Origin of the sequence: Leucobacter sp. UT-8R-CII-1-4, assembly GCF_030010235.1 — a bacterium.
Classification (GTDB): Bacteria; Actinomycetota; Actinomycetes; order Actinomycetales; family Microbacteriaceae; genus Leucobacter.
Map to the genome: position 1 here is coordinate 299,357 of NZ_JASCRS010000004.1, position 25,143 is coordinate 324,499.

Genomic DNA, 25,143 nt, shown 5'->3' on the forward strand with positions numbered 1-25,143 from the left:
AAAGCGATCTTTAGCGTGACCGAGCCTAGCAGGAGTGTCACGGAAAAGTGCAACTGATACCATGAGAGGCATGACGCAGACAGTTCAACCGACTGTGCCGGGCACGCGCGAGCACCCCAGCCTGGCCCTCGTCGACACCGTGCACGGATCGCCCGGCGGCAGGGATCGCGACGAGCTGTCCACGCCCGAAGCCGCCACCGCATGGCTGGTCGATCACGGACTGATCGCCCCGGAGTCGGGGCTGCAGGAGCATTGCCAGGGCCGGCTCGTCCGATTCCGGCACGATCTGCGCGACCTCTTCGTCGCGCAGATCTCGATGGACGTCCCCGCGCCGAAGGCGGTCGAGGCGCTCAACCGCGCACTGAGCAGCGCCCCTGGCGCGCTCCTGTTGCGCTTCGATGCCGAGTTGCGGTTCTTCCGCAGTGCGGAGCATCCCATGACTCAGGCCGTGGAGCACGCCATGGCGATCATCGCCGAAGATGCCGCCTCGCTGCTCACCGGCGACGCCGCCTCGCAGATCGCCGCCTGCGAGTCCGATTCCTGCCAGCAGCTCTTCCTGCGCACCCACGCGCGCCGGCAGTGGTGCTCGAACCGCTGCGGCGACCGGGTGCGCGCCGCGCGTGCCTACGCCCGCCGGCGCGAGCAGCGTGGGGTTCCGGCCTAGGCGAGGGAAAAGCCCTCTACGCCGTCCGCGTCGCTGTCTCAGGCCAGCGACAGGAAGAGCTTCTCCAGCTCCTCCGCGGACGGGGCGTCCTCGCTTTCCGGCTCGGTCAGGCATTCCTTGAGCGCGGTCGAGATCACGAGGAACCCCGCGCGGTCGAGGGCCTTGGACACGGCGGCGAGCTGCTGGACGACGTCTCGGCAGGGCGCGCCGGCCTCGACGGCGGCAGTGACCGCCGCCAACTGTCCCTGCGCCCGCCGGAGGCGGTTGATGATGTTGCGCTGGGCGGCCTCGTCGTGGGCTGGCGAGGGGGCGGCGTCTGCCATGGCTGTCCTTCTTCCATCGTCGAGTTGACTCCCAGCATACCCCGGGGAGTATTGTGGACATACCCCCTGGAGTATATGGACGAGGAGTCATCGATGTGCCGAGCAGTGAGGTGCCGCGTGTGCGGCAAGACGACATGGGCCGGGTGCGGCCAGCATGTCCAGCAGGTGAAGCAGACGGTGCCTTCTGCGTAGTGGTGCGGCGGTTCGCACACCGCGGCGCAGCGAGAGGCGGCCGACGCGAGGCGCGGAGGGTTCTTCGCCCGCCTGTTCGGACGGAGGGGCTGACATGTGCCAGCGCGTGACGTGCTCCCGCTGCGGCAAGCCGACCTGGGACGGCTGCGGACAGCACATCGAGCAGGCGCTCGGAGATGTGCCGATCACCGATCGATGTGCGTGCACGACGGGACCGGAGCGATGAGCCCGAAGATCGTGGTCATCGGCGGCGTGGCGGGCGGGATGTCCGCCGCCACGCGCCTGCGCCGACTCATGGAGGACGCTCAGATCGTGGTGATCGAGCGCGGAGGGGAGGTCTCCTATGCGAACTGCGGCCTGCCCTACTACGTCGGCGGCACGATCGCTGATCGCTCTTCCCTGCTGCTGCAGACCCCCGAGTCGCTGCACCGCAGGTTCCGACTCGACGTCCGGGTGTGCCACGAGGCGACGCGCATCGACACCGCGGCCCGGACCGTCGAGGTGACGGACCTGAGCACCGGAGCGTCGACCACGGAGTCCTACGATCACCTCGTCCTGGCCCCCGGCGCGCGCCCGCGACCTCTCCTCGAGGAGCCGGGGATGCCGGTCATGACGCTGCGCACGGTGCCCGATGCCGACGCGATCTATGCCGCAGTGCAGACGCCCGGCACCCCTGTCATCTTGGTCGGAGCCGGCTACACGGGGCTGGAGGCGGTCGAAAACCTCGTCGCCCGCGAAGCCCAGGTGACACTGGTCCAGAGAAGCGCTCAGGTGCTGTCGCCGCTGGACCCGGAGATGGCCACGCCCCTGGCAGAGGAGATCCGCGCGCACGGCGTCGACCTGCGCCTGGGCACCCAGATCGACCGCATCGAACGCGACGCCGTGGTGCTGAGCGACGGCTCCCGCATCCCTGCCGCGTTCGTCGTCGACGCCGCCGGCGTCGTCCCCGAGACCGCTCTGGCCGCCGATGCTGGCCTGCGCATCGGGGAGAGCGGCGGCATCTGGGTCGACAGTGCCAACCGGACCAGCGACCCGCACGTCTTCGCCGTCGGCGACGGCGTCGAAAAGCATGACCTCGTCGGCGGCGATGCCGCGCTCGTGACGATGGCGGGACTGGCGAATCGGCATGGGCGAATGGTCGCCGACGTCATCGCCGGACGAGACGCCACTGCGCGTCCGGCGCTCGGCACCGGTGTGGTGGGGGTCTTCGGCCTGGTGGCAGCGAAGGTGGGCTGGAGCGAGAAGGCTCTGCGCGCCGCGGGTCGCCCGCACTATCAGGTGCACGTGCATCCGAGCTCGCATGCCGGGTACTACCCCGGCGCGGAGGTGCTCTCGATCAAGCTCCTTGCCGACCGGGAGACGGACAGGATCCTGGGGGCGCAGATCGTCGGCCGCGACGGCGTGGACAAGCGCATCGACGTCATCGCGACCGCGATGCACGCAGGCCTGACCGCGTCCGAGCTCGCGCACCTGGAGCTCGCCTACGCGCCCCAGTTCGGCTCCGCCAAGGACGCCGTGAACATCGCCGGATACGCCGCCGAGAACACACGCAACGGCACGACGCCCACCCTCCAGTGGCACGAGCTCGAACAGGCGCGTGCCTCGGGCGCAGCGCTCATCGACGTCCGCTCGCGCGACGAGCACTCCGCCGGGAGCATCCCCGGGTCGATCAACGTCCCGCTCGACGACCTGCGCGAGCGCCTCACAGAGTTGCCGCCCGGAGAACTCGTCGTGCACTGCCAGGTCGGCCTGCGCGGCCACATCGCGACCCGGCTCCTCATGCAGCACGGCTTCTCGGTCCGCAACCTCGACGGCGGGTACCGGACCTGGCGTGCTGGGCAGTGCGCCTTGCAGAGAAGTTGCCAGAATGTGCGTGAGTGAAGACGGCTGCGCGGATTCTGCCGGCAGCCGTCTTCGCGCGACGCGGCAGGCTTCTCAGCTACTCCGCCCGCGGCTGCGCCGTAGCACTGGTCGGTGACCGGGACATGATCACGGCACCAGCAGCCAGTCCTGCGACCGCGAGCGTGGCCGCGATGACGAACGGATCTCCGGCGTGCAGGGCGGGGGCGAAACCGAGGCCCACATACACCGCCACACCGGCCGCCCCTCCGAGCTGGTCGGCCGCTCGCTGGACGCCGGAGGCGATCCCTGCGTCCACGTCGGTGGTCCCACTGACCGCGATGTACTGCAGGCCCACGAGTCCGAAGCCCATGCCGGCCGCGATGAGCAGCATCACCGGGAGCAGCCATGCCGCGCCGCCGCCCATGACGCCCACGACCGCGACCACCGCCATCGCGCCCGCGGCGGCCGCGAGCCCGATCAGCACGCACGCGCGAGCGCCCCAGCGTCCCAGTAGCCGGGGAATGAGCCCCGATGCCGCGATCAGCGCCACGGCCAGAGGCAGCATCGTCAGACCCGCCCCCAGCGGTCCGATCCCGAGCCTGTCCTGCAGGTAGAACGTGAACAGCAGGAAGGACGTCGACAGCGCGCCGCTGAGGAGCATCGTCGTCAGGTTCGCCCGCAGCCGCGCGCGGTCGGCGAAGAAGGCCAGCGGGACCAGTGGGTTCGGCGACCTCGACTCGACCCGGACGAAACCGACGGCGGCCAGCATCGAGCCGACCAGCGCGGCCACGCTCAGCCACGGAGTGGTCCCGGGGTCGCCGACCTCGACCGCAGCATAGACGAACAGCAGCGGGCACGCCGTCAACAGAAACGACCCGGGAAGGTCCAGGCGGACCCGGTCACGAGACGAAGGCCGGTCCGCCGGGATCAGTACGAGCACAGCCACGATCACGGCCAGGATGAACGGGACCGAGATCAGGAAGATCCAGCGCCAGCCCAGCTGCGCGGTGATGATCCCCGAGAGGGCGAACCCGAGCACCAGGCCGCAGCTGGCGACCGCGGCCCACACGCTCAGGGCGCGCGCCCGCTGAGACCCCTCGGGGAAGAGCATTACAATGGTGGCCATCGCCGCGGGAAGCGCGACAGCCTCGCCTGCGCCCTGGAGCAGGCGTGCGGCGACCAGGACGGGGAACGCTGGTGCAAGGCCGGCCAGCAGTGACGCCGCGCCGAAGAGGGCCATGCCGATCAGAAGGGGAGGGCGGCGTCCGAAGAGGTCGCCGAGCCGGCCGCCGAGCATCAGCAGCCCGCCACCGGTGATCGTGTAGCCGACCACGACCCAGGTCAGAGAGTGGCCCTCGACGTCGAAGTCCGCGCCGATCGAGGGCAGCGCGATGTTGACCACGGTCACGTCGACCGCGATGAAGAACTGCAGCATGGACAGCGCGCACAGCACGAGCCATGCGCGCACAGGGGCGGGACCGATCCCGCGGTTGGAAGAGGAAATGCCTGAAAGCACCGATTGCTCCGTCGCTCAGAAGTGTTGCGAGCAGCACGAAGGGCCGCTCCGGATGGATCACGAAGCGACTGGACGTTCCAGGAGGTAACTGGGGGTGAGGTGGACGTCCCGCCGCTAGCGGGAAGTCCTGGTCACTGCCGCGCATGCGGCCGAGCTCGAAGCGCCTGACATGACGAACATGCTAGCAACGAATATTCGGCATTCCCTAGCCCAGAGCCACTGGGCTAGGGAAGGTAGCGCTATCGGGATCGGTTGCGATGGGCCCGGGATGCGGGTATCAGCGGCGATCTTGCGCCGCTCGTTTCCACGAACGCGTGGGTGGCAAGCGGTCCGAGTCCTGGCCTGCGTTGAGCGTGCACGATGGCGGTCGTCACTTGAGTGTGCCCGTTCTCGCGCGGACACCTTTCATCTCCCCCGCGCAGGTACGGTGCGCGCGTCAGGTGGCTCCCCGGTTCAATGTGTCGTCGCCCGGTGACGACGCACTGCGTCGTAGTTCCCACACGTGGTGGAACAGTAGACGCGTCGGCCGTTGCGGCTGGTATCGACGAACACGACAGGACAGCCCTCGCGCCGGCAGCCTCCCAAGCGGCCCCCGTCGGACTCAACGGTGAAGATCGCCAGTCCGCCTGCGGTGACCGCCTTCACCCGCGCGACGATATCGTCCTCGTCGGCGGCGAAATGCAAGTGTGGACGCAGGCCATCGTGCATGGTGAGGTATGCCCGCGCCGTACCCGCATCCAGCAGCGTATTGATCGCGTCGCACCGCTCCGACTCGTCCTCGACGACAAACGGAGTGCGCAACTGCAGCGCCCACTCACGAAGATCCTCCGCGGCGGTGGCGGTGAGCGATCGGCGGCGGATCTGGTGGTCGGCCAGGATCTCGGTGGCGTCATCCTGGTTCCACACTCGACCGGCGAGCGTGGCGAGATCCGCGGCGAGCCACACCCCGGTCATATTGTCATGGTTGAACTGCATTGACTCATTGCACCACAGTTGGTGAAATGAATGTAGTCGTCACCGCGATCGTCCCGATCCTGCTGCTCCTCGCCCTCGGTGCGCTCCTGCGGCGACGGTGTCTGACGGACGCGACATTCTGGGATGGGCTGTCCTGGATGAGCTACTGGGTTTTCACGCCCGCCCTGTTCATCAGCTCTATCAGTCAAACCGATCTCACCGTCATTCAGCCGGGCGCGCTCATGCTCAGCCTCGCGGTCCCGACACTGATCGTTGCTGCACTCGCATTCGTCGTCGCTCGCCTCACCCGGGCAGATGGCCCACAGTTGACTTCGCTCGTGCAGGGTTCAATCCGCATCAACACCTACATCGGATTGATCTTCGCGTCCGCCCTCCACGGGCCGGACGGAGTGGCGGCTTTCGCACTGGCTAGCGCCGTCATCGTGCCACTGGTCAACCTGATCTGCGTGAGCACGCTCGCCGTCTACGGCGAACGTGACCACGCCGTGAAGCGTGTGCCGTTGGGGCGTGAACTGATCGGCAACCCGCTCATCATGGCCTGCGCCACTGGACTGCTGCTGAACGTGCTGCCGGTCGTGCTGCCGGGTGTCGCTATCGCGACGCTGGACATGCTCGCCGCACCTGCCCTCGCGTGCGGCACGCTCATAGCCGGGGCAGCTCTGCACTTCACCTTCCGTCGCAGCGATCTACTCCATATCGGCATCGCCACCATCCTGAAGCTCGCCATCCTCCCCGCCGCAGCGATCGCCATCGCGCTGCAGTTCGAGATGGCCGGAGCATCGCTGACCAGCATTGTCCTCATATGCGCTGTCCCCACCGCCCCAAGCGCCTACGTCCTTGCCTCCCGCATGGGTGGTGATACCCGGCTCATCGCGGGCACCACCGGAGTCCAGACTCTCGCAGCGCTCGCGACGATGCCCATCGCGCTCGCCCTCGCAGGCCACTTGGCTTCGTGATCAGTGCCACTAGACACGCACCGACGCTGGTGCGTGCGACCTCAGCCGTCATTCGGCCTTGGGTAAGTTCCGGCGACGCTACGGTCTCATCCCTTCGCTCAACCGGCGAGGAAGCTGATCGGCCTGCGGCGAGTGGTTCAGAGCGCCTGCTCGCGGGCAAACGAGGGCTACCGAGCGACAACACGAGGGCCGACCAGCGCGCGCCGCGCAGATTGGTCCTCTCTTTTGCTGAGGGGAGCAGAGGACAGGGGCGTGCTGGCTCACGCGTGGGTCTGGGGGCTACTGGCGCACCTGCTACGCGCGAAGCGCTAACGGGCTGAACACCCAGCCTCCTATGCAGGGGAATCTGCGGCCTCGGCTGGCAGTGGGCTTCGAGAGCCCCGAAGGATGCGCGCCCTATTGACCCGCCCGGCGAGTCCGGGCGTGGGGCATAGCGGTATGACCGTGAAGCGGCAGAGTTGATGCGGTATGCGGCGGTTAGGTATCGGTGGCTGGCGTAGGAGACCGCCGGGCCAAGTCCGATCGCGGTGATGTTGCAGTTGAGGCGGCGGAAGATCCATCGCGGCATGTTCCTTCCACTGAGGAGCGGTGGTGAAGGAGGTGAGCGAGGAAGCGTCCGGTGACGCTGGTGGGGCTCGCAGCGACGGCTTGTGGGCTGCCGGTGGCGATGATCCGTCCGCCGTCGGCGCCGCCACCGGGTCCGAGGTCGATGATGTAGTCGGCGTTGGCGATCATGTCGAGGTCGTGCTCGATGACGATCACGGTTGCGCCGGTGGCAAGCAGCCGGTCCAGTACGCCCAGCAGAGTGCGGATGTCGAGCGGGTGCAGTCCGACGGAGGGCTCGTCGAAGACGAACAAAGATCCGGTGTGGGTACGGCCGAGCTCGGCGGCGAGCTTCAGACGTTGTGCCTCGCCGCCGGACAGTGCGGGAGTGTCTTCCCCGAGGGTGAGATAGCCGAGACCGAGATCAATAAGAGTTGCCAGCTTCTTGCGCACGCGGGGGTGTCTCTCAAGCAACTGCACAGCATCCGCCACGGTGCTGCGGAGCAAATCGGGAAGCGACACGGACCCTTCGGGGGTTGCGAGGCGGAACTGAGAGGCGCTCGGGCTGTACCGGGTGCCGTCGCAGTCGGGGCAGGGGATATCGACGTCGGGGAGGAACTGTACGTCGAGGACGACCTGCCCAGTGCCTTCGCAACGAGGGCACCGGAGCGATCCGGTGTTGTAGGAGAAGTCGCCGGCTGTGAGGCCCTGTTCCTTCACGGAGGGGAGGCTGGCGTAGGCGCGGCGCAGATCATCGAGGGCGCCGCTGTAGGTGGCAACGGTTGAGCGGACGTTCGTGCCGATCGGTGTCGCGTCGACCACGTCTGCCCGGCTCACCCCCGATGCGTCAACGGTCTTCACGTGCGCGGGGAACGGCTCTTCAGCATGAGAAGCAGCCAGGGCAGGCACGAGACTGTCGAGAACGAGTGTGGTCTTCCCGGACCCGGACATGCCGGTGACCGCTGTCAGGCGGCCTTTGGGGATCGTGACTTCGAGCGCTCCGACGGTGTGGATCGGCGTTGTTTCCAGCCGTACCGTACCGTGGGCGAACAGATCGGGCTCCGCGACGCGGTCGCGGATGACAACAGATGCGTCCCCGGTGAGGAAGCTGCCGATGAGCGAGGCCGGATCCCGCTGGACATCATCGATGGTGCCCTGGGCAAGGACGGTGCCACCGGCGGTCCCGGATCCGGGACCGATCTCGATCATCCAGTCCGCCTCGCGCAGCACCTGCACATCGTGGTCGACGAGGACCACCGAGTTCCCTCCGGCGAGGAGGTCTCTCATGACTCCGATCAGTCCTTCGATATTCCCCGGGTGGAGCCCGATGGAGGGTTCGTCGAGCACGTAGAGCACTCCGGTCGTCTCGTTGCGCACGGCCCGGGCCAGCTGCACTCGTTGCCGCTCTCCAGTGGACAGCGTGGAACTGGCGCGGTCGAGCGTGAGGTATCCCAAACCCAGTTCCATAAGACGGCGACCCATCTCGGTGAACTGCTGCGCGATCATCTCCGCCATAGGCCGCATATCCGCGGGGAGCGTTGCCGTCACCTTCGGCACCCACTCCATAGCCTCGGCAAGTGTCAGCGCGGTGGCCTGAGCAAGATTCTTGCCGTCCACCGTGGTGCCCCGGGCGGCTTCAGACAGGCGTGTGCCATGGCATGCCGGGCAGGTATGCGCGGTGATGAACCGGTTGATACGGGCCAGCCCCTTCTCGCTGGTCGCGTTATTCATCGCCTCGCGTACGGCCTGACGGGCGCTGCGGTACGTGAAGTTCAGATCGAACAGCTTCCCGGTCTTCGAAGGAACTGTGATCTCGCGTTTCTCCGCCGCGCCATCGAGCACAATCTCCCGCTCCGCCTCGGTCAGATCGGCGTAGGGGACATCGATGCGGACCCCCATCGCCGCGGCGACCTGAGGCATCACCGAGAGCCCGAACATTCCCCACGGCGTTACCGCGCCATCCGCAATCGACCGGGAGGGATCCGGGACCAGCGTCGCATCATCGATGTCCCGCACCACGCCTGTACCGGCACACGCGGGGCACGCCCCATCGGAGTTGAACGCCAGCGACTCCGCCCCCGGAGGATAGAACTCCGCACCGCAGACCGGGCAGAGCAGGTCCTTGTTCGCCGCAACATCGATCGTCGGCTGCAGCCGGTGTCCGTTCGGACACAGGTGCGAACCGAGCCGGGAGAACATCACCCGTAGGACATTCAGCAGTTCGGTTGAGGTTCCGAACGTCGATCGAACGCCGGAGACTCCGGGGCGTTGACGCAACGCCAGCGCGGCAGGGACGTGCCGTACGGAATCCACCTTGGCGCGAGATGCATGAGACATACGACGTCGCGTGTAGGTGGAGAGTGCTTCGACGTACCTCCGCGATCCTTCTGCGTACAGGACTCCCATCGCCAGTGACGACTTCCCCGACCCCGATACTCCGGCGATCGCGACGAGTTGCCGCAATGGGACATCGACGTCCACGTTACGAAGATTATGCACGCGGGCTCCGCGCACCTCGGTGACCACTGGATCCTGGTGCTCTGGCATCTCGGTGCGGTTCCTTTCCACGAAGTCTCCCGTTCTAGTCATTCCTGCCCTGACACGGCCATGCTCCCGCTGCCCCGTCGCAAGAAGACGAACCGCCTCCGGGGCAAACGGTCGTGGGTTCCTTCAGATCGCTGACGGAACCCACGACCGGTCTCGGATCGCCCTAGTTCAGGCGCCGACGGCGCCCAGCCATGAGACCACCGTGCGAGGGGTCAGCCCGAGGAGGGTCTGGGCGCTGTTGGCCTTGACGATCGTATTGCCATCCAGCGCGTTCAGCGCCTGGTAGAGCCTGATAACAGGCGAGGCCGCTTCGGCACCGAACAGAGGCGTGATCATCTCACCGAACTCCTCAGGCGAGATCGCCTCGTACCGGACCTCACGGCCGAGCCGCTCGGAGAACCCACGCGCGAGGTCGGGGCCGGTAAGCCCGGGCAGGTGACCGATCGCGATAGTGCCGGTCTCCGAGGTGTCGCTGAGGAGACGGACGACGACATCGGCGACGTCCAGATGTGAGCTCCAGGACACCGGGAACGCTTCCGGCAGCGGGTAGCGCAGTACTCCCTCTTCGGCGGCCGGTCCCGCGACCACGGGAAGCAGCAGATTCTCCAGATACAGCCGTGGCGCGACCACGGCGGTAGGCACCCCGGTATCAATGATGTTGCGGATCAGGGTCGCGAGCGGGCTGTTCTCCGGCGCCTGCAACGGAGTGCCGGGCTGGTCGACGACCTGTCCGCTCGTGGAGATCACGACCCGGCCCGGACGGGCGGCGGCCACCGCAGCGGTGATTGCCTCGACGTACGCGGGGGCACGGTCGGAGCCGTCCATCGGCAGATGCACGAACACGCCTTCCGCGCCAGTGTACGCCACGGTAAGCGCATCGGCGTCAGAGAGATCAACGGAGACAGCGTCCACTCCTTCAGGCAGGCCCGCGGGAGTTCGGACGGCGGCGACAGCCTGCTTGCCAGCGGCGATGAGAGCAGTGAGAACGGGGAACCCTTGGGCGCCGGTAGCACCATGCACGATGTAAGCCATACCTCTATTAGTGCATATGATGCATCGGTTACGTCAACTGCACCAATGGCGCGTATGCTGAGAAACGTGAGTGAGGTGGACCTTCCCGAGTGCGGCGTCGCCAGGTTCCTGATGTTGTTCGACGGGCCGTGGGCGACACTGATCGTGCGTGAGTTGATGCACGGCCCGCAGCGCTTTGGTCAACTGCGCGAGGCTTTGGGTGGCATAAGCGCGCATACGTTGACCAACCGGCTGCGGCTGTTCGAAGCGCGGGGGATCGTCACACGCACCGCATACGCAGAGATCCCACCGCGGGTGGTCTACGAGCTGACCGATCTGGGCTGGCAGCTGCGGCCGGTATTGGACGCGATGTACGCGTGGGGGATGGCCGCGCCCGCGTCTGCCTTCACTAGCGACAACACGCACCCCGCGCCTGCACGCGCGGGATCTGACCTGCGCCGCTAAAGACAGCTCCGGAATCCTGGCTGCTGGAGCCACCCACCGGCGCTCCCCTGGTCTCCCGACCTTCGGGTTGCCCCGTGCTTTGCTGCGTGATGTGCAGGAGCGGTGGGACGTCATCGTCATCGGAGGCGGCGCTGCGGGTTGAGCGCGGCACTGATCCTTGTACGCGCCCGCCGCCGTGTGCTCGTGCTGGACAACCATGAACCACGCAACCGCTTGCACCTCATATGCACGGTGTACTCAGCTGCGATGGGTACTCGCCGCTGGGGCTTGTGGCCGACGGGTATCGGGAGGTGACTTCGGCGGACGGTGTCATTGCTAATTCTCGCGCCGTCGAGACGGGCGCCGTCGACGGCAGCTTCGAGACGTCATCCTTGGTCCCGACGAGGCCGCCGACTTCGACACGCGGATACCGCATTGGATGGACGCAGCCGGCGTCGGACCCACAGAGTTCCTATCGATTTTCAGCAAGGACGGCAAACGCTAGTGCTGGGGCTAAGCCTCGAGACTAATTGACCGTGACGGGTATCGTGACGATCGGCTGAGCGAAGGTGGATACGCGGGCGAGTACCTGTAACTCCCACTCTCCCGCGACAGGCATATTGAGCTCCGCGGAGTATTCGCCAGTTGCGGGGTCGAGTTCGGCTGTGGTCTCGAATGGTCCGAGATCGTGCTCGGCCTGGGTGGTGCGCAAGGTCACCTCGTCGGGAGCGACCGATTCACCGTCGTATTCAAGAGTGAAGGTGATCTCGTTCTCCCCAGTCAGCGCCGGTTCGAGTTCGCCTCGCAGCGCGAGTCCTTGAGCATCCGCGTCGATGGTGACCGTCTGCGCGGTCGCCGCTGTGCTCGCGCTTGAGGTGTCGTGATGTTCGTGTGTGGGGCTGAGGTTGGTGAGAAATCCGGTCAGGAGCAGGACCGCGATGAGGAGCGCGGCTTCGTAGCTGAGGGTTCGGGTCAGCGTCTGCCATTGCATGCGAGCGGTCGGTCGTGACGTGATGCGTGGGAGCAGTCGGGTCCGGTTGTAGACAGCGATCGCGATGACGGGGATGACGATCCCAATCTTGAGTAGGAGGGTGAGGCCGTAGCTCGTCGTGATGAGAGCGTCAAAGCTTCCCACGATCAGGACGCCCATGACGGTTCCGCTGACGGCGAGGATGACGACGCTCCAGATCGCCAAGCGAGAGAACTTCTGCACGACCTTCGCGGCGAGGGCCGGCGCCGTGCTTGCCTCCCGGACGGTGGTCGCGCGGGTCGCCGCGAGGAACAGGAGGAGGCCGAGGACTCCTCCGGTCCAGAAGGAGCCGGCGAGGAGGTGTCCGAGGTCGGCGGCGATGATCAGAGCTCGCGGTTCCATTAGCTGGGTATGTCCGACGAGCACGGGCGCGGCCAGAGCGAGAAGGGGCAGCAGCGCGGCAAGCAGACGCGTCCCTCTGCGATCCTGCTGTCGTGTCCACAGCACTGCGGCACCAGTGAGCCCCACGCATACGATGATGGCCGCAACCACTGGGGCCCAGAAGACACCTGGCCACCAGGCCGACGGGCTGACCACCGCGGCCAGTGATTCTCCTGCCACGTTGAGTGCCGACGCGGGAATGAGGAGCAGTGAGGCGGCTGCCGCTACGATGCCCGTCAGGCGAAGGATGTTCCTGGAAGGGCGGTCGGGCGGCGTGTTGCTGCGCAGCACCAGGCGCTCGAACAGGATCAGGCCAGCGAAGATCAGGAGCGTGAGGTATTGCAGTGCCGTCAGAACGCTGACGGCGAACTGCGTGCTCGGAGGCGTCGCGGTTTCCACGACGGGCGTCGTCGCGACCGCTTGCGGGGTATCTCCGATGGTGAAGGTGATCGCGCCGGAGATGGGGTGCCCGTCTGCTGAGACGACGCGGTAGCTCAGCGCATAGGCTCCGTCGGCTAGGTCGGCGGGGAGCGCGGCGATGACGCTGGTGTTGCTGACGTGCGCGTCGAGGGTGAGGGGGTCTTCATCGCCGGGAAACAGGCGGATGCTGCCGTCGATGAGCTGTACGGACTCGTTGAACGTCAGCACCGCCTCCGCGGGAGCCTCATCGAGCACGGCACCGTTCTCCGGTGTTGTGGACAGCAGCTCAGCGTGCGCGGACGCCGCCTGCGCTCCCGTCAGCGTGAGCAGTCCTCCCAGGAGGAGGACTGCCAGCGTTCGGAGAGATAGGGCTAGGCCGCGTCGCGGTGAGTGTTTCCCGGTGATGAGAGTGCTCACGCCGTCTTGCGTCCCCTCAGCAGTGCGATCACCGCGACGATGAGGCCGATACTGCCGACGGCGAGCGAGGTGACCACGAGCGGCGTTTGATCCGCAGGATCCGCCGCGGACGCCGAATCCTCGTCGTGCGCATCGGCGGCGGAGTCGCTGCTGTCGCCGTGCCCGTGCGATCCAGCGTCGCTGGCAGCGATGATGTCGACGCTCGGGGCGGGTGCGTCCAGATCGTGGCCGTCCTGACCTTCTTCCGGGATCTGCACCCAGGCGGTCTCGCCCTGCTCGCAGGTCTGCACGGTCGGGAAGTACAGGGTGCTGTCTGCGGCGTCCTCGGGGATCTGCAGCGAGAGCTCAAACGCGTCCCGCTGCCCATCCGGGAGCGGCGTCGCGGACGTGTAGACGACCTGCGCGACGCGTTCGGTGACCTCGTTCCCGTGACTGTCGGTGATGGGGGTGTCGAGGCCTTCCATCACCTTCTCGACGGTGTACAGGCTGTTGCGGGTGGGGGTGACGGCGTTGATGCCCTCGGGAATCTGGATCGCCACCTCGGTGGTAGCTGACCCATCGCATCCATGCGGCACACCGAACGTGAGGATCGAATACGAGCCGGCCTCGACCGGGCCTTCGGCGATGCTGACGTGTGCATTCGCAGCGACGGCCCCGCCCAGAACCAGTGCAGCGGTAGCCGCGAGGGCTCCGGTTCCGATCAGCAGGGGCCTCTTGGTGCGCCGTGTACTCATGGTGTCTCTCTTTCTTGTCGATCCGCCGGCAGGTCCGGCGGGTTGATGGTGGTGAAGGGCGTTTAGCCGGTGATCATCGGCCAGCACATCGCTGCCATTCCGAAACTCATGAACGCCCCGGAGGCGACATCCCCGGTGTGCCCGAGCCAGGTCGTACGCCCGCGCACGCAGCGGATGAATTCGACAAGAAAGATCACACCGGATACTGCCAGCGCCGCTGTGATGGCAACCCCGGTCAGGGCCGCCCACGGCTCGAGCCCTCCATGGTGATGGTCATGCGTCGTGGCGTCGATTCCGGAGGGCATCGCGAGGAGCATCCAAACCATCGCGAGCATCATGACCGCGTGTGCCACCTGATGCCACGCGCTGTGTCCGCCCGCGGCAGCCCGGGTGATGCGACGCCGCATCTGGAGGAGTGCCACCGCACCGAACCACGCCGTGCCGGCCGAGAAGAAGAGCGTCTGCGGGAGTGACGGCAGTACGGTCCACCACGGCCAGCACATGGCGATCATCACGACGCTCATCACCAGGTGCAATATGTTGCCCACGATGAGCAGCAGCTTCCGATCGGCGAAAAGTCTCACGGTTGCGTACATGGCGGTCGCGGAGAAGTTGAGCGTCAGCACCCATTGGAGCACCGGGTCAGACAGCATGCCACACACCTTATCTCTACAATATGTAGTAGCAATGCTAGCGAAGGGAAGCCTCAGAGGTTAAAGCGCCTTCGCGGGCTCCGCGAGATGAGACCGTCTCTCGCTTCACGTGAATGTGATTACCCGGTGGAGCCTTCCTGACGTCAAAGGAGGAACTCGAAGCATTCGCGGACTGGCACCCAAGCAATTGAGCAGACAAGGGCTGGCAGTCCTGGCAAATGCAGCGGCTTGTTTAGTTCGGGGCCAGCTCTTGACTGTCCAGTGCGGATATCCGAACCCAGTCAATCCACACAAATTGAGTCTGTCTGCTCTGCCCTTGTAGAGACGCAGCGAGGCGAGTCTCTGTCTGGAGGGCGAGGAACATCGGCTCGTGCGGTACGGCCAACCCTGTAGCTTCGCCGTAGGCTTGGCCGTTGAGGAAGAAGCGGACTGCGTTTGGAGTCCATTCGACGGCGACGGTGTTCCACTCTGAGAAGTTGCCGTTGACGGAGAAGCTCGTCTGTCGCCGGATTCCGCTCTCGTCGACCCAGTGCAGGAACGACTGCGAGTTCGTTCGTTCTCGCGAGTACCCTTCGGCAATGTCGATCTCGGGAGGCCAGCTTTCTGCCTGCGGCCATAAGAGGAAGTGGTAGCTGAGGACCTGACTGGCGTGGGTACGGAAACGCACCTCCCACTTCCCGTAGGTCTGCGCGGCTTTCCAGTTCGAGACTGCGCCGGTACGCCACAAGTTCGTATGCCCGGTGGACGGGGCGCCGGCAAGAACAAGTGATCCGTTGCTGAGCCACACCATCGTCGGATCCCACCAGGTGCGCGGATCCGAGCTCGGCCTTCCGGTATACGCGGACCAGTCGGTGCCGAGAGAACTCCGGTCGAAGTCATCGAAGAAGACAGTGGACCAGGTGTCATCGTCGGTCACGACTTCTGCGCTGTCGTTGTCCTGTGCCTGGACAGTTAACGTCGCGACACTGTTCCCCTCAGCGGTGATGGGTTGGCTGTGGCTGTGCTGACTGAGGGTGCTTACTGCTGCTTTGTCGACATGCGCGGACCCCTGTGATGGAGCCGGTGAGCAGGCGGACAGGACGATCGCCCCGGCGATCGCGACGGTCAGACCGCGGCGAGCGTAACTGGCCACAGCTGCACTGCGTTGGCCCATCACTGCCGGCCCATCACTTTTTCTCCACATTTCGTAGATTACCGGTGCGGAGCCCCCGTGTCACCCTTCTCGACAGACGGTAAAGCGTTGGGTAGTAGCGCCCGCTGGCCCGGATGAGTGCCGCATGCGCGGCGACGGAGGGCTGATTTCTTGCCAAATGGAGAATGGTTCGCCAGGCGATCTGTGAGGTGAGTTTCTTTCGCGCTGCAGTGGCGTCTTCGTCGGCCCAGCCGCGGTGGACGGGTGTCGCGATCGACGGCACCAGGTAGAACCAGAGCGTGAACGCGTCGGCATCGCGCTGCTCACGCCGTGTGGGATGCGCTGGCAGGAGACGTTGCATTGCTTCGTTACGGCAGCGTTGCACGTTCTCTTGTCGCAAGGCGGCCCCGGTACTGATTGAGTCTGCTTTTTCCAAGTACCGATATTTGATGTCGGGGATAAGGCGCACGCGGTGAGTGTGCTCGAGGATGTCGAGAGTCATGAGGAAGTCGTCCTGAGAGGAGAGGGGCTCTCGCCGAAGCGGTGGGATGAGGGTGCGGCGAATGAGTTTGTTCCACAGATACCCACGGAGCTGCCCAGTCCATACGAGTGACGACAGTTCGTGACCGGAGGCACTGCGTGCATGTGGCGAACCTTCCATGATCCAGCGGCGACCATCTACCTCGACTCGTTCCGCACGGCACGCAACAAGATCGGCGTCGTGCAATGTGGCTTCGTGGAGCAGGGTGGTGACGATGTCGGGTTCCCATTCGTCGTCGACGTCGCAGAACCAGATGTAGTGGCCCCGAGCTGCGTTGACGCCGGCCATGCGTGAGCGTGTTGAACCACCAGGTTTGGTCCGGTGGATCACACGTGTCCGGGGATCGTTGCGGCTATAGGATTCGGCGAGTTTGGGGCCGTTATCGGTGGAGGCGTCGTCGATGAGAAGTATCTCCACTGGCCCTTTGAGACGCGCGAGTTGAGTGAAAGCGTATGGAAGGTCTACGGCAGCGTTCCGGAACGGCACGATCACGGATACTTCCGTCCACGGAGTCATGATTCCAGCCCGATCGTGGTACTCGCGAAGACATAGCCGTTATCTATCCACCAGTGGCCCTGCACCTGCAAGTCATGGTTGATGGTGAATGTCCCGTGGTGTTCTTCCCAGTCAGCGAGTTGGACGGGAAGACTTCGTGGGTGCCAGATCTGCTCGGCGTCGGCCATGTTCAGTGCTTTGAAGGTGCTCTCCTTCGCGACGTATAACAGCGTGTGCAGGAGCGGAGAGTTCACCGTCAGACCGCTCCGTGAATGCGCGTCCGCGAGTTCGCCGGGAGTGGTCACGGAAACTGCTACGTCAGCCGGTACGGCACCGACCGGTTCGAGGTCGATGCCAATGAATATGCCGGGGGTATCGGTAACGGCAACGGCGATGCGGTCGCCGGAGTGAGCGATGCTGCCCGATACTCCTTGCGGCCAGAGCGGTGCACCCGTACCGGCTTGCCCGATGCCTTGTGGTGCAGTGAGTCCGAGACTCGCGAGGGCATCATGCGCGAGGGCACGTGCCGAACAGAACTCAGTGCGCCTGGCCGGCCCCATACCCGCTGCAACTTCCTGCTCAATACCCACCGCCGGCGCACCCGCATAGACGTGTCCGGCTCGGATCCGCACCGATCCAACCACGGTCACCGACCGCCCTCGAGGAGAGCCTGCACGAGTGGGTCGAGATCGTTCGCAGTGTTGGTGAGGGCGACCACCACGCGCGACGCTGAAGGAGCGAGAGCGACCACGGACTGGAAGCCGCCAGTCTGCCCCGTCTTCGACAGGACGAAGCTGTCCCCTTCTTCAGAGACATCCCATCCAAGATCTGTACCCGCCATCACGGTTCCGAGCACATCAACGTCTGTCTCTGCCGCATCCGATTCGTGCGTGTCGATGAGCCGAACCGCGTATTGGCAGAGATCAGTGACGGTAGAGTACACGCCACCGGAGGGCGCATAGGCGCCGAGCCGCCACGGAGGTGCCGCACGACCGTCAGCGCGATAACCTCGTTGCGCATTCCGGTCAGTGTCGGAGGTAAGTCCTGAGTCGCTCATACCTCCTGGGCCCAGCACTCGCTCCTGCAGCAGGGTGTCGTAGGAGATTCCCGCCGCTTCGGCGAGCGCATGCCCGAGGAGCGCGAAGCCGATATTGGAGTATCGGTACTCGCCTCGAGTCGACAACGAGTCGGTGCGTGCACGATCGTAGAGTGCTTCGAGATCGAGATCGAGATTGTGGATGGTGTCGCCTCGGATGTCTTCCACCCACCAGCGCATCCAAGTGTCATCTCGCTCATCGTCACCCCATTCCCCGAGGCCGCTGGTGTGCGCGGCAAGCTCACGGAGCGTGACCGAGGCAACCGGTGCGTCGTCAAGCGGGAGGTAGCGGCCGACCGGGTCGTCGATATCGACTTCGTCGCGAGCGACTGCGTCGGCGAGAAGCATGCCGGTGAATGTCTTGGTGATGGACCCGATCTCATATCTGGTGTTGGCGTCGGCTCCGAATCCAGCTGACGTGAACCTACCGTCCTCCCACACGCAGATCGACACGCGATCCCTGACACCGCTGAGATATGGCGCCGCTTCTGCAGCAAGATCCGAATCCCCGGTCAAGCTTGAGGACAAGGCAGGAGCAGCATTGCCGTGCGTCACGCCGAATGCTCCGACGGCTGTGACAGCCGCGATGAGCAGCGCCGTGACCCAGGTCGACTTCTTCATGAGAGGACTCCAAGACGCAGCACCAAGAGTGCTACTCCAAGGGCGGCAATGAACACGAACAGTGTGGTGAATACCGGCCGCGATTGGCGCAGCGTCACTCTATGGGCGTCGGGGCCGCGCCGCTCACGGAGCACCACCGACCAGGCGTACATTGCAAATGCGGTCGCGGCGGCGATCCCAGCGATCCCGCCGATCAACCAGTCCAGTAGCGTCATCACTCATCCTCTCCGAGACCGGGTATCCGTTCGAGCACGATCACGTGCTCTGTGCGATGGGTCACCTGGTACTGGCCGCTCGCTTCCAGGAGCGTCGCAACGTTTTCGTACCAGCCCGGTCTTGCGCCCCTGGTGATCTGCTCGTACCGCTCTCGCATGGTGGTGAGAAATACCACGTCGGGCGCCTGCTGCAGCAGGCGTTCGAACGCGGTGCCATCGCCGTCCACGGAGGGCGGGTGGTGGAGATCGCCGATCCGGGCGACCCGTAACGCGCCCTCGGTCGCCAACGGGCGGATCGTGCTCCCGGTCGGGGTCTCCCACAGCACCGCGCGTGCGACCTCAAGCACATCCGCGGGCGTGCGTTCGAAAGCGACGTTCACGCCACGCGCGGTGGTCACTCCCGCAGCGGCGAGCACCATGATCAACATGAGGGCGAGACGAGACAGAGCACTTCGCGCCCGGACGAGCGGTGCGATGCCGCCTGCCGCGAGGACTGCGAGAATCGGCAATGCATACAGATACACACGAAGCACGACCTCACCACCGTACGGCTGCCCAAGCACGAGCGACACTGGTGCGACCACAAGAGCAGCGGTCACGGGCATCGGAAGCCTGCCGCCTCGAGTAACCAACCAACCGACCAATCCCGCGATGGCGAACAACGCGGACCAGCCGATCCGTGCCGACTGCATCGCCTGGTAGACGGGGTCACCGGAGACGCGTTCTACGACACCGGCACCGACGGCCTCATCGAGACGCCCAAACCCGTCGATGAGCACGCTCAGATGCCCCGTCCACCAGTCGGTTGCACCAAAAGCGAACCACGTAGCGAACACCACCGAGACACCGAACCACAGGGTTCGCGATCGCGTCGCACCGAGCACGCTCAGCAGCAGCAATACGACGATGAGCGAAACCGGGGTGAGTTGATGAGAGACGACGATCGCGCTCGCGATCACCAGCAGCGCCGCTTCGAGCATGAGGGCGCGGCAGGCAGAAAATCCCGGAAGTCGGGCTGGAGTCCGGCGCATCGGCTCGAGATGTCGCCTCCAACCCCGTGCAGGGCCTGCGGGGATCCCGGTCTCGCTGGTCTGCCAGAGCAGCACCGCGATGACCGTCAGCATCAGCGGGAATGCGACCGCCTGTGGGGCGAAATAGTCCTGCTGCACCCAGTTGCCGAGCACGAACAGCAACACCCCGGTCCACGCAATCGCACGGTCCCGGAACACCGCCATGCCGATGACGTACACCGGTGCCATACTCAGGAGCACCGCGAGTACGGGGAAGAGCACGACGAGCGGCGTCGCGTCGGCAATGCCCGCCCAGCCGGTCACCGCCGAGGCAGCGGTGAAGAACCCAGGCCAGCTGAACCGTGCATCCACTGCCTCGCGTAGGGTCCCGGTTTGGGAGATCCAGTCCACGAAGCCGACATGCACGTAGGCGGTGCCGACCGGTGATCCGCCGTCCGCGATGCCCACGAATGTGGTGACCATGACCGCCAGGACGGCGACCCCAATCGCCGCCATGACTCCGTCTGGCTCAGGCTTGCTGGTGATTGCGAAGACCGCGACAGAGACGGCAAGGATAAGTGCCAGCCAATAGGTCCAGGGCAGAACGGTGACCAGGCCGGCAGCACCGGCCGCGTCGAGATCGACGCTGGTCGTCGCCGCCCACCACAACGCGACCGCGGTGAAGAGCGCCATGATGGATGTGACTCGCCGTCGTCCGGGTCTGCGCAGAACCGGGCGCCTGACTCGCAGGGGCGGTGTGCGATTCCACGCGAACGCCGTACAAGCCACGTTTCCCAGCCCCAGAATGGTCGCGGCAGCCGGCGTGCTCCAGGTGCCCGTCGTGACCTGCGCCACGGTGAGGAGCATCACGGATGAGAGCGAGAGTGCGGGGATGAGGGTCCAGAGCACAGCTCCGGAGCGGCGGATGAGGATGATGGCGAGGGGCGCTCCTGGGACCAGGAGTACAAATGCGATTGCGAGGGCGGTGCGGCCTGGCACGGGCAGATCCCACCACGCGAGAATCGGTACCAGCAGGGACAGCGCACAGGAGAGAACGATCAGAGGACGCATCGACGCACCTTCACGCATCGGTGCCTCCCTTCCTGCGCCCCCGGAGCCCGAGTCCTGTTCGCACCGCTTCGAGCAGATACAGTACGGGGCCGGCAATGTACCCGAGACGTTCGATCCACACCAGTGCACGCGGATAGTCGGCAGGCCGCTGGCTGTTCTTCGTCGAATCTTTGGAGAGCAGCATGCTGAGGCCGGCCGGCAACGCGCGAAGCACTGACACGATGTGGCGGGGTGAGGTCGCTGCGAGCCGGGTCACGTTCGCGGCCATGCCCGTGCCGTACCCGAACAGTTGTGTGCGCAGCGCCGGCAACGTATCCCGGTGGCGATGCTTCACCAGAGCAGCAGGTTCGTAGTGCAAGGTCCTGCCTGCGAGAATCACCCTTCGGAACATGTCAAGGTCTTCGCCGCCTCGTGTTAGCGATCCTGCTCCGAGGGTGTCAGCGAAACCGTGCTGCTCGACGAGGAACGCGCGAGGAAAGGCCATATTGTTGCCGGAGCCGAACTCGCCCGCAGCAATCGGGTACACCGGCCCTTGCCGTCCCGACTGCCATCTTGAGGTGGCAGCGTCGCCGCGTCCCCATTCGGTGCGCGTCTCACCCTTGTCGAAGCCGACCGCTTCCTCGAACCAGCGTTCCACGTCTGCGTCAGTGGACATCGGCATGACTCGGCCGGTGACGCCGCCCACGACCGGATCGGATATGGCCGACAGGAGAGCGTCGACCCACCCCGGTTCCGGGTGCGCGTCATCGTCAGTGAACGCCACAATGCGGCCTCGGGCAGCGGAGATGCCACGGTTTCGCGCGAGTGAGAGGCCCTTGCGGGGTTCGGTCGCGATCCGCAACCGTGAGTCGTGGAGGTCATCGAGGATGGCGCGAACACGGCCGGAGCGGGGATCGTTGTCGACAACCAGCACCTCCACCTGGGCCTGTGTGTCGGTGAGGATCGCCCGGACGGTTTCTGTCAGCGCACGGCTGCGGCCGAGGGTTGCGATGCACACGGTGACGTCCACGCCTAGGTGCGGACTGCCCTCGAGTACTGCCTGGCGTCGATGCTGTCGTCGCGAGGTTACGAACCCTGTTCCTGCCGCGCAGAGGCCGGCCAGGCGCATGTGGTTCCGGGGGAACGCTGAGCGGTCGCCCCTAACCATGCTCCGCACGTCCGTGAGGAACGCGCGTCTGACCGTGGTGAGGACGTGGGTTCGTTCCGATCCCAAGCTTCGCGGGAGAGAAGCACGGGCTTGGAGCAGAGCTTTGGAGCGCCCTTCCCAGAAGCATCGGCGCAGCATGTAGGAGACGCGTGCGCGCGCATGGGGTACGAAGTGGCGCACTGCCAGGTCCGTATCTCGGATGATCTGGGCATCTGGCATCTGTCTGCGAAGCCGGATGCTCAGATCTGTCTCTTCACCGCCAACAGGGTGGGTGCCGATCCTTCCGAGTCCCTCGGCGAATAGCCCGATGTCGGTGAATACCTCCCTGCGGATTGCCATACACGCGCCGATCGGGTTGCGAATCTCTGACCCATTCGCTGCCATGCCGACGTAATCACAGCCCACCACCCATCCGAACTCAGGTGGGAACCATGTTGGGGCACCAGTTGCGCTCTCCCAATCTGGCTGGACGGCACCGGCGATGATTGCGATGTTGGGGTCTTCAAGCCGGGAAGCAAGCGCCTCGAACCAGCCTTCTTGCAGGACGGCGTCGTCGTCGATGAAGAGCAGCACATCAGCGGTACTGGCCGCGATCGCCGTGTTCCTCGCGCCGGAAAGTCCGCGCTGCCTCGAATTCTCCATTAGGTGCACGCGAGGAGTGTGGCGGTAGTGTTCGCCGAGTGCCTGCGCGTGTGCGGTTGCGTGATCGACCACGATGGTGATCATGCCGGTCTCAGGGAGTTCCTTGATCGCGGAGGCTACGCAGGCGTCCACCAGGTGACTGCGGTGCTCCGTATATGTGCAGATGACGATCTCGAGGCGCATGGAACTACGAGAGGGGGAACTGACCGCGAACCGACAGTGGGGTGTCGGCTTGATGCATAGGGTCAACTGCGATCAGGCGTTCTTTCGCGGTGCGTCGCTCACGGATCAACGTGGCAAGCACCCGCTTCCCATCGCGCCAAGCGTTGAGATTGCTGACTCCATGGATGCGGGAGCGTTCATGGCTCGGAACCTCGGTAATCGGGACACCGGCGAGCGCAGCCCGCACGTTGATCAGGGTCTCGATCTCGAATCCATCGCCCCACTGGGGTGTCCCTCCCACAGGTACTGTGTCGGGGAGGTCGAGGAGCGGGAGCAGGTCGCGGTGAAGGGCGTTGTACCCGTAGCACAGGTCGGTGTAGCGCACCCCGAACATCAGGTTCGTAAGTAGCGTCAACCCCACGTTTCCGGCATTGCGGAGGTGAGTAATGTCGTCACTTCCCCCGCCCCGCGACCTGGTGCCTTTCGCGAACATGGCGCCGTCAGCAATCGCCTGGACGAAGCGTGGAATCTCGGCAGGGTCGGCAGAACCGTCCGCGTCGAACATGACGATGATGTCCCCGCTGGCAGCCGCGAAGCCACACGCCACCGCGTTGCCTTTGCCGTATCGGGTTTGTTCGATGACACGGGCGTCGGGCCGGAGGGCCCGTACGAGCTCGCTCGTACGGCGATACCTCGACCCTTCCACGATGATGAGTTCGTACTGCGCCGGAATCTTCGGGAGCACTTCCTCGAGGTTCTGCGCTTCATCAAGCGACGGGACGATTACAGTGACAGTGGCATCAGGGGTCATGCTGGTCTCCTGCTGCGGGAGCGTTGACGAGAGCGAGCGCCACCTCACCTTTTGCGCGGCCGCCGTTGTCGTCTTCGAAACGGATGCTCGTCGCCAGGGTGAGCATGCCGCGCGAGAGCGCGCGGGTGCTGAGGTTCGTAATCGTGAACTCGGCACGAAACCCTCGTGCATCGATCGGTCGCTGGTAGCTGCTGGAGAGCTTGTGGATGAGGACATCAGGGAGCTGCCGCGCCCAATAATCGTCAAGTGTCCAGTGTGAGAACGCGGGCAGGAGGGAATGATGCACGGCGACCGCGAGGGTCGTGTACATGAGCTGGTTGTAGCAGATCACGAACTCGGCCGCGTTGAAGTGTCCGGTGTCGTCGATGTAGCAAGACTCGCCGATCCGGAACTGACCACGGGAGGTGACCTGCCCCTCTTCGGAGCGGGTCACCTCCGCGCCGGTGAGATAGATGCATCCCTTGGCCCGGTAAGGGTTCACCGCACGATGAAACACCGGCTCGCGATCATCGAGCCACCCCGTCGAGAACCGCGCGGTCACAGTGCGCGAGCGTAGAGCGGCAGACCGTCGAGGGCGGTGACCCGGTGGGACACCGTCGCGGCCGGGGTGGTCGTGTGCAGGGCGCGGTGGATCAGGGTGCGGTTATCCCAGATCACGATGTCTCCGGGCTCGTATGCGTGCTGGTAAATGTTCGGGTGCGCGAACTCCTGATCCAACTGTCCGGTAGCCTCGAACAGCTTGTCAAGCAGGTCAGGGTCGTCGCTGCCATGTAGCTCAACAGTGAAACCCTCGCTGATGAAGAGGATCTTCTCACCCGTGACAGGATGCTCCATGACGGTCGGGAAGGTCACCGCGGGCGTGTGCTCCTCGACCTCGCGGATGATCTCGCCGAGCGGACGGTACACGTCGTCAGGACGAATCTTGAAGAACTTTCGCACACTGTGAGAGGAGGTGGTTCCCGCTGCAGCATCCTTCAGCTCCTGCGGGAGCGCCTCGTACGCGGCAGCCATGTTGATGAAGAACGTGCCGCGGTTCTTCGGCGGCAACACCTTCGGGGAGAAGATCGTGAACGCGAACGGCTGCGGCATGAACTGGTAGTCGGCGTGCCAGAACTTTCCAGTTTTCGGCACGCCGATCTGCTTGCCGTCTTCGGGAATGTTCGAGGAGACGAAGATCTCCTCGAAGTCCGGGTGATGGTACATCGGCTCGTGATAGCTAACGAGCTCGCCGAACATGCGGCCGAGTTTCACGAACTGCTCGGGGGTGATGTCGCCCTGGTTTTTGAGTACGGCCACCTTGTCTCGGTAGATCGACTGCTTCAGGCGGTCGATGTCCTCGGACGTCACGGTGTCGACATTGAAGTCCCTGACAACCACGCCCATGGTGTCGTCGTTACCCTGCTCTACGATCACGTCTGCCTCCTCCGGTTAGCGCTACAAGACGTAGTAACTCTACATGACGTAGTTGCCGAGAGTGCCCTGAGAATCCCCACATCTCGACATGTCGTAGACTTAGTGGTGATTGTGTCAGATGAAGCGAAAGGTTCATGCC

At 65.0% G+C, this 25,143-nt stretch carries 23 protein-coding genes and 1 pseudogene; 6 read left to right on the plus strand and 18 right to left on the minus strand.

Going from position 1 to position 25,143, the window contains the following annotated elements; genetic code table 11:
- The first annotated feature begins 70 nt into the window (after positions 1 to 70).
- Positions 71 to 664 (plus strand): ABATE domain-containing protein, encoded by a 594-nt coding sequence (locus QBL02_RS11150; protein WP_282726507.1) that lies wholly within the window; start codon positions 71 to 73, stop codon positions 662 to 664.
- 38 nt (positions 665 to 702) lie between these two features.
- Here QBL02_RS11150 and QBL02_RS11155 read toward each other — a convergent pair whose 3' ends face one another.
- Entirely contained in the window at positions 703 to 987 is a 285-nt protein-coding gene (locus QBL02_RS11155) for a metal-sensitive transcriptional regulator (RefSeq protein ID WP_282726508.1), read from the minus strand.
- Positions 988 to 1,080: 93 nt separating this feature from the next.
- Between QBL02_RS11155 and QBL02_RS11160 the strand changes: the two are divergent.
- Together QBL02_RS11160 and QBL02_RS11165 are read left to right on the plus strand one after the other, a co-directional pair.
- Positions 1,081 to 1,272: pseudogene (locus tag QBL02_RS11160) on the plus strand (hypothetical protein).
- 129 nt (positions 1,273 to 1,401) lie between these two features.
- Positions 1,402 to 3,060, plus strand: a complete 1,659-nt coding sequence (locus QBL02_RS11165) for an FAD-dependent oxidoreductase (RefSeq protein ID WP_282726509.1) — start codon at positions 1,402 to 1,404, stop codon at positions 3,058 to 3,060.
- 58 nt (positions 3,061 to 3,118) lie between these two features.
- Here QBL02_RS11165 and QBL02_RS11170 read toward each other — a convergent pair whose 3' ends face one another.
- A complete protein-coding gene (locus QBL02_RS11170) occupies positions 3,119 to 4,537 on the minus strand; it encodes an MFS transporter (protein ID WP_282726510.1) in 1,419 nt (472 codons plus the stop codon).
- A 453-nt stretch (positions 4,538 to 4,990) separates the two neighbouring features.
- Positions 4,991 to 5,512, minus strand: a complete 522-nt coding sequence (locus QBL02_RS11175) for a CGNR zinc finger domain-containing protein (RefSeq protein WP_270910652.1) — start codon at positions 5,510 to 5,512, stop codon at positions 4,991 to 4,993.
- 26 nt (positions 5,513 to 5,538) lie between these two features.
- Here QBL02_RS11175 and QBL02_RS11180 point away from each other — a divergent pair, with 26 nt between their 5' ends.
- Positions 5,539 to 6,468, plus strand: a complete 930-nt coding sequence (locus tag QBL02_RS11180) for an AEC family transporter (protein WP_282726511.1) — start codon at positions 5,539 to 5,541, stop codon at positions 6,466 to 6,468.
- Positions 6,469 to 6,945: 477 nt separating this feature from the next.
- Here QBL02_RS11180 and QBL02_RS11185 read toward each other — a convergent pair whose 3' ends face one another.
- The gene (locus QBL02_RS11185; protein WP_282726512.1) at positions 6,946 to 9,558 is read right to left on the minus strand and encodes an excinuclease ABC subunit UvrA; all 2,613 of its coding nucleotides are present in this window, start codon (positions 9,556 to 9,558) and stop codon (positions 6,946 to 6,948) included.
- A gap of 168 nt (positions 9,559 to 9,726) precedes the next feature.
- Positions 9,727 to 10,590: an NmrA family NAD(P)-binding protein gene (locus QBL02_RS11190; protein ID WP_282726513.1), complete on the minus strand. Its 864-nt coding sequence runs from the start codon at positions 10,588 to 10,590 to the stop codon at positions 9,727 to 9,729.
- A gap of 66 nt (positions 10,591 to 10,656) precedes the next feature.
- On the opposite strand from QBL02_RS11190, the gene QBL02_RS11195 reads away from it, so the two are divergent.
- Positions 10,657 to 11,034 carry a helix-turn-helix domain-containing protein gene (locus QBL02_RS11195; protein WP_181871849.1) on the plus strand — a complete coding sequence of 126 codons (378 nt, stop codon included), beginning with the start codon at positions 10,657 to 10,659 and terminating at the stop codon, positions 11,032 to 11,034.
- Between the two features lie 505 nt (positions 11,035 to 11,539).
- Here QBL02_RS11195 and QBL02_RS11200 read toward each other — a convergent pair.
- From QBL02_RS11200 to QBL02_RS11220, 5 genes are all read right to left on the minus strand, one after another.
- Positions 11,540 to 13,261 (minus strand): copper resistance protein CopC, encoded by a 1,722-nt coding sequence (locus QBL02_RS11200; RefSeq protein WP_282726514.1) that lies wholly within the window; start codon positions 13,259 to 13,261, stop codon positions 11,540 to 11,542.
- On the minus strand, positions 13,258 to 13,995 hold the full coding sequence (locus tag QBL02_RS11205) for a YcnI family protein (protein WP_114320151.1): 738 nt from the start codon (positions 13,993 to 13,995) through the stop codon (positions 13,258 to 13,260). Before QBL02_RS11205 ends, QBL02_RS11200 begins: the two co-directional genes overlap by 4 nt.
- 62 nt (positions 13,996 to 14,057) lie before the next feature.
- Entirely contained in the window at positions 14,058 to 14,648 is a 591-nt protein-coding gene (locus tag QBL02_RS11210) for a DUF5134 domain-containing protein (protein WP_114320150.1), read from the minus strand.
- Positions 14,649 to 14,880: 232 nt separating this feature from the next.
- A complete protein-coding gene (locus tag QBL02_RS11215) occupies positions 14,881 to 15,831 on the minus strand; it encodes a glycoside hydrolase family 16 protein (RefSeq protein WP_282726515.1) in 951 nt (316 codons plus the stop codon).
- Positions 15,815 to 16,282 (minus strand): hypothetical protein, encoded by a 468-nt coding sequence (locus QBL02_RS11220; RefSeq protein WP_282726516.1) that lies wholly within the window; start codon positions 16,280 to 16,282, stop codon positions 15,815 to 15,817. The genes QBL02_RS11215 and QBL02_RS11220 overlap by 17 nt, the downstream gene beginning before the upstream one ends.
- 141 nt (positions 16,283 to 16,423) lie before the next feature.
- Between QBL02_RS11220 and QBL02_RS11225 the strand changes: the two genes are divergently transcribed.
- On the plus strand, positions 16,424 to 16,615 hold the full coding sequence (locus tag QBL02_RS11225; RefSeq protein WP_282726517.1) for a hypothetical protein: 192 nt from the start codon (positions 16,424 to 16,426) through the stop codon (positions 16,613 to 16,615).
- A gap of 218 nt (positions 16,616 to 16,833) precedes the next feature.
- Here the strand turns inward: QBL02_RS11225 and QBL02_RS11230 are convergent, their stop codons facing one another.
- The 8 genes from QBL02_RS11230 to QBL02_RS11265 are packed head-to-tail and all read right to left on the minus strand — an operon-like array spanning position 16,834 to position 25,004.
- Positions 16,834 to 17,466: a 4'-phosphopantetheinyl transferase superfamily protein gene (locus QBL02_RS11230; protein WP_282726518.1), complete on the minus strand. Its 633-nt coding sequence runs from the start codon at positions 17,464 to 17,466 to the stop codon at positions 16,834 to 16,836.
- The gene (locus tag QBL02_RS11235) at positions 17,463 to 18,533 is read right to left on the minus strand and encodes a serine hydrolase domain-containing protein (protein WP_282726519.1); all 1,071 of its coding nucleotides are present in this window, start codon (positions 18,531 to 18,533) and stop codon (positions 17,463 to 17,465) included. Before QBL02_RS11235 ends, QBL02_RS11230 begins: the two co-directional genes overlap by 4 nt.
- On the minus strand, positions 18,530 to 18,748 hold the full coding sequence (locus tag QBL02_RS11240) for a hypothetical protein (protein ID WP_114320145.1): 219 nt from the start codon (positions 18,746 to 18,748) through the stop codon (positions 18,530 to 18,532). Before QBL02_RS11240 ends, QBL02_RS11235 begins: the two co-directional genes overlap by 4 nt.
- Positions 18,748 to 20,829, minus strand: a complete 2,082-nt coding sequence (locus QBL02_RS11245; protein WP_282726520.1) for a hypothetical protein — start codon at positions 20,827 to 20,829, stop codon at positions 18,748 to 18,750. Before QBL02_RS11245 ends, QBL02_RS11240 begins: the two co-directional genes overlap by 1 nt.
- Before the next feature lie 10 nt (positions 20,830 to 20,839).
- Entirely contained in the window at positions 20,840 to 22,801 is a 1,962-nt protein-coding gene (locus tag QBL02_RS11250; RefSeq protein WP_114320143.1) for a glycosyltransferase, read from the minus strand.
- A 4-nt stretch (positions 22,802 to 22,805) separates the two neighbouring features.
- A complete protein-coding gene (locus QBL02_RS11255; protein ID WP_114320142.1) occupies positions 22,806 to 23,591 on the minus strand; it encodes a glycosyltransferase family 2 protein in 786 nt (261 codons plus the stop codon).
- Entirely contained in the window at positions 23,581 to 24,132 is a 552-nt protein-coding gene (locus QBL02_RS11260) for an FcoT family thioesterase (RefSeq protein WP_114320141.1), read from the minus strand. Before QBL02_RS11260 ends, QBL02_RS11255 begins: the two co-directional genes overlap by 11 nt.
- The gene (locus QBL02_RS11265) at positions 24,129 to 25,004 is read right to left on the minus strand and encodes a TauD/TfdA family dioxygenase (RefSeq protein ID WP_258771881.1); all 876 of its coding nucleotides are present in this window, start codon (positions 25,002 to 25,004) and stop codon (positions 24,129 to 24,131) included. The genes QBL02_RS11260 and QBL02_RS11265 overlap by 4 nt, the downstream gene beginning before the upstream one ends.
- Positions 25,005 to 25,143: the final 139 nt, after the last annotated feature.